At 39.2% G+C, this 3506-nt stretch carries 3 protein-coding genes and 2 tRNA genes; all 5 read left to right on the top strand.

Annotation, left to right across the window (positions count from 1 at the left end; genetic code table 11):
• Positions 1-53: 53 nt before the first annotated feature.
• The 5 genes from JOC76_RS29470 (at position 54) to JOC76_RS29450 (ending at position 3382) form a co-directional block, all read left to right on the top strand.
• Positions 54-128: transfer RNA gene (locus JOC76_RS29470), tRNA-Asn, on the top strand.
• 29 nt (positions 129-157) lie between these two features.
• Positions 158-231: transfer RNA gene (locus tag JOC76_RS29465), tRNA-Arg, on the top strand.
• Positions 232-496: 265 nt separating this feature from the next.
• Positions 497-1840, top strand: coding sequence for an MDR family MFS transporter (locus tag JOC76_RS29460; RefSeq protein WP_205182328.1), 1344 nt, complete (start codon positions 497-499; stop codon positions 1838-1840).
• Between the two features lie 248 nt (positions 1841-2088).
• Positions 2089-2487 carry a VOC family protein gene (locus tag JOC76_RS29455; protein ID WP_205182327.1) on the top strand — a complete coding sequence of 133 codons (399 nt, stop codon included), beginning with the start codon at positions 2089-2091 and terminating at the stop codon, positions 2485-2487.
• Positions 2488-2713: 226 nt separating this feature from the next.
• A complete protein-coding gene (locus tag JOC76_RS29450; protein WP_205182326.1) occupies positions 2714-3382 on the top strand; it encodes a hypothetical protein in 669 nt (222 codons plus the stop codon).
• Positions 3383-3506 lie beyond the last annotated feature (124 nt).

The following is a 3506-nucleotide window of genomic DNA, read 5'->3' as shown; positions in this document are numbered from 1 at the left end:
AGGTCGATGGTTCGAGTCCATTTAGGCCCACCATATACATATTTTCTTATTGTTCCGCAGTAGCTCAGTGGTAGAGCAATCGGCTGTTAACCGATCGGTCGTAGGTTCGAGTCCTACCTGCGGAGCCATTTTTATTTTAAGAGGAAATACTCAAGAAGCGCCTTTAGCTCAGCTGGATAGAGCATACGCCTTCTAAGCGTACGGTCAGAGGTTCGAATCCTCTAAGGCGCGTCAAAAAGATTAAAAAGTAAAAAAACGCTAATATAAGCGTTTTTTTTTTTGCTTTTTTAACTTAGCTGCGGAAGCGGGGGACGGTTCTACTGCTTCCGAATGAATCAAGGGGACGGTTCTCATGCTCCCGAATCACGAGAACCGTCCCCATGATTCCCCATGATTCCCATGATTCTTGAGAACGTATATCTTTACAAAAAATAGGAGCTATAAATATAATAAGGATTGGGTTTTTAGCCAATTAAAGGGGTAAAAGGAGATTAAAATGAAAAATCGTTTATCTGTTCTCATCTGTATCGTTGTCGGCATGTTGATTGCGTCGCTTGATTCGACCATCATGAATACAACGATGCCAATTATCACAAAAGAACTCGGGGGGTATAGTCTTTATGCATGGAGCTTTGCTTCCTACATGATTATTAGTACGGTAACGGCTCCTATCTACGGAAGGTTATCAGATATGTTTGGCCGGAAGAAAATATTTGGTTTGAGCATCATCCTTTTTATAATAGGATCCATTCTTTGCGGAACGAGCCAATCCATGATTCAACTTGTTATATACCGTGCACTCCAGGGAATTGGTGCAGGCGGGATTATCCCACTTGCGGTGATTATCGCAGGAGACTTATTCCCTGTTGAACAAAGGGGGAAAATACAAGCTTTATTCACAGGAATGTGGGGATTGTCAGCCGTTCTTGCTCCAGCACTTGGCTCTATTTTTGTCATATACCTTTCCTGGAGATGGATCTTTTATGTCAATATCCCATTAGGCATCATCGCTATTCTATTCTTGCTTCCTTATCATGAAACCTATGTACCGAAAAAATCAAAGATTGACTTTATAGGCGCTTTATTGTTTTCCATAGGTATTATCGCGTTATTATTAACAACCGTACTTAAAAGCAATCTACTGTTATCAGGAGTTATCGGTGTTCTTTTCCTTGTTTTATTTTTCATTTATGAACGCAAACAAGCTTCACCTATCATTCCACTTGGTATATTTAAAAATCACGAAGTAAGAGATTTAAATATTAATATTTTATTTGTATGTGCTGGAACATTCGGCATTTCTAATTTTATCCCGCTATTTATGAAAAATGTGATTCACACTTCTACGTTCGCAAGCGGTGCTGTTCTTTTAGGAACATCGGTTGGATGGATGATTGGAGCGGTTCCTGCAGGAAAAACCTATTTAAAATACGGCTTAAGAAAACCGCTTGTTTTATGTGCATTTATGGAGCTCATCGGGACGGGGCTTTTATTTTTACTAGGAAATCATACAAACTTTTGGTTCATTTTTATTACATTGGCTATTTCAGGTTATGGATTTGGTCTTGGCATTGCCCTTTCAACCATTGGAGCTCAGGAAGCGGTCGAGGGACATCAAAAGGGAATTGCTACATCACTTATTAATTTTTCAAGAAATGTCGGTACATCCATCGGAATAACGATTATGGGTACCATTGCAACAAAAAGTAACAACTTGCTAGTCAACTTTCCACAAGTGGTTTGGTATGTCGTCATCGTCGGAATCTTCGCCCTCGTCATGAGTCTATTCGTTAAAGAAAAAAACCTGAATCATTATCAACAAAAAACTGCCCAAGGTTGAAATGGAGTCACGGGGACGGTTCTGAACTCTATGAAAGATATACTAGGTTCAACACATAGGACATATGTGGCTTTACGCCCGTATGAATGATAGTGAGCCACCATTTTATGTAGATTTGGCTGTGAAAATAGGTAAAACAGAAACGATGCTTTAATGGCATCGTTTTTCTTATTGCGCTAACGAAGTTTAGTTCAACAAGAAAATCGACTATACTAAATCTAGTACATAAAATTGAGAGGGGAATAAGAATGGAAAAGGTTATACCGTTTTTAATGTTTCAAGATGGCAACGCAGAAGAAGCGATGAATTTTTATACATCCATCTTCGAGGATTCTCGAATTACAAACATTGTTAGATATGGGGCTAATGAAGCTGGACCAGAAGGCACCGTAATGCAGGCTACTTTTACCTTGAAAGGGCAAGAATTTATGTGTATTGACAGTTTTGTCAAACATCAATTCTCTTTTACACCTTCTTTTTCAATCTATGTTACTTGTAATACTGAAGAAGAACTTGACAATTTCTATGAGAAACTTCATGAAGGTGGACAAGCACTTATGCCTTTAAACAATTATGGTTTCAGTAAAAAGTTTGGTTGGGTAAATGACCGCTTCGGGGTTTCGTGGCAACTAAATCTTCCATTGTAAAAGAGATCGATGGTTATAGCATTATTCAACCATATCCAACATAATATCTAACGTCAGGAATCGTCATTAACCCACAATCCTTGTCTATTATTGGAGGGAAAGCCCGAAAATTTGAGTTTTTTTGGGTTTTTCCACTAATACTAATTTTTACCACATACCGTATAATAGATTTATGGGATTCATAGAGATATGAGACTCTTCCATAATGAAGTGTGGTGGGGGGATGATGTTGAAGAAGGGGAAAAGCAGGTACATATTATGGTTGGCTTTGGCACTTTTGTTACTATGCCTATTGGGCGGGTGTTCTTCCACTAATGAACAAACAACGCAATCTAAAGAACAAATTCAAAAAAGTGCCCCAAAAGAAACATCAGTAAAAACAGGAACGGATAAAACAGTTATTCAAGAACCCACCCAAGTAAAAGCAGAAGAATCAAAAGAGGTAAAACAAAATAACGAACAGGTGGAAGAACCAAAAAATACACCTGTAAATCGTGAACAGACAGAGCAGCAAAAACCAACCCAAAAAGATGTTCAACTAACAGATGAGAATGGGAAGGTGTATGCAACCGCCCATTTCCCAATCACAATGGAAGTACAGCTTAAACCTACTTATCTCAAAATCGATGATGTACATGGGCAAGAAATTCATGTTATTCAAAATGGGACGGACTATGAGATCGGAGTTGTGGCAGCTGTAAGCCGCTCAAGAGATGCGTATTTCGCTGACAGTTTATACTTCCTGCTGCATCAAGGTAATGAACGATCCGTTTATGCCTTATATCCCACAGAAATCCCGCCAAGCGTAACAGCATTGAATAATCCAAATAAAACAAAAGAATTCGTCAACTTGGTCCAGCAAGTACAACAAATCTTAAAAAATATGAGTTATTAAAGAAGCACGGGGACGGTTCTCGTGCTTCTTTTGTGCGCTTGGCAGCGCTTCGCTCTAAAGGGTGTAAGTCCCTAACATGCCGTTGTGGCGGAAATGTAAAGCTGACAGGTAGTGCGAGTGCCGT

It is taken from the genome of Neobacillus cucumis, from assembly GCF_016908975.1.
Taxonomy (GTDB): Bacteria; Bacillota; Bacilli; order Bacillales; family Cytobacillaceae; genus Neobacillus; species Neobacillus cucumis.
Note: the sequence above shows the minus strand (reverse complement) of the source record. Positions and strands in the feature narration are given on the sequence as shown.

Bases quoted from the DNA above. Each gene is read 5' to 3' on its own strand.
- JOC76_RS29460 (WP_205182328.1), top strand. From the start codon at position 497: ATGAAAAATCGTTTATCTGTTCTCATCTGTATCGTTGTCGGCATGTTG.
- JOC76_RS29455 (WP_205182327.1), top strand. From the start codon at position 2,089: ATGGAAAAGGTTATACCGTTTTTAATGTTTCAAGATGGCAACGCAGAA.
- JOC76_RS29450 (WP_205182326.1), top strand. From the start codon at position 2,714: ATGTTGAAGAAGGGGAAAAGCAGGTACATATTATGGTTGGCTTTGGCA.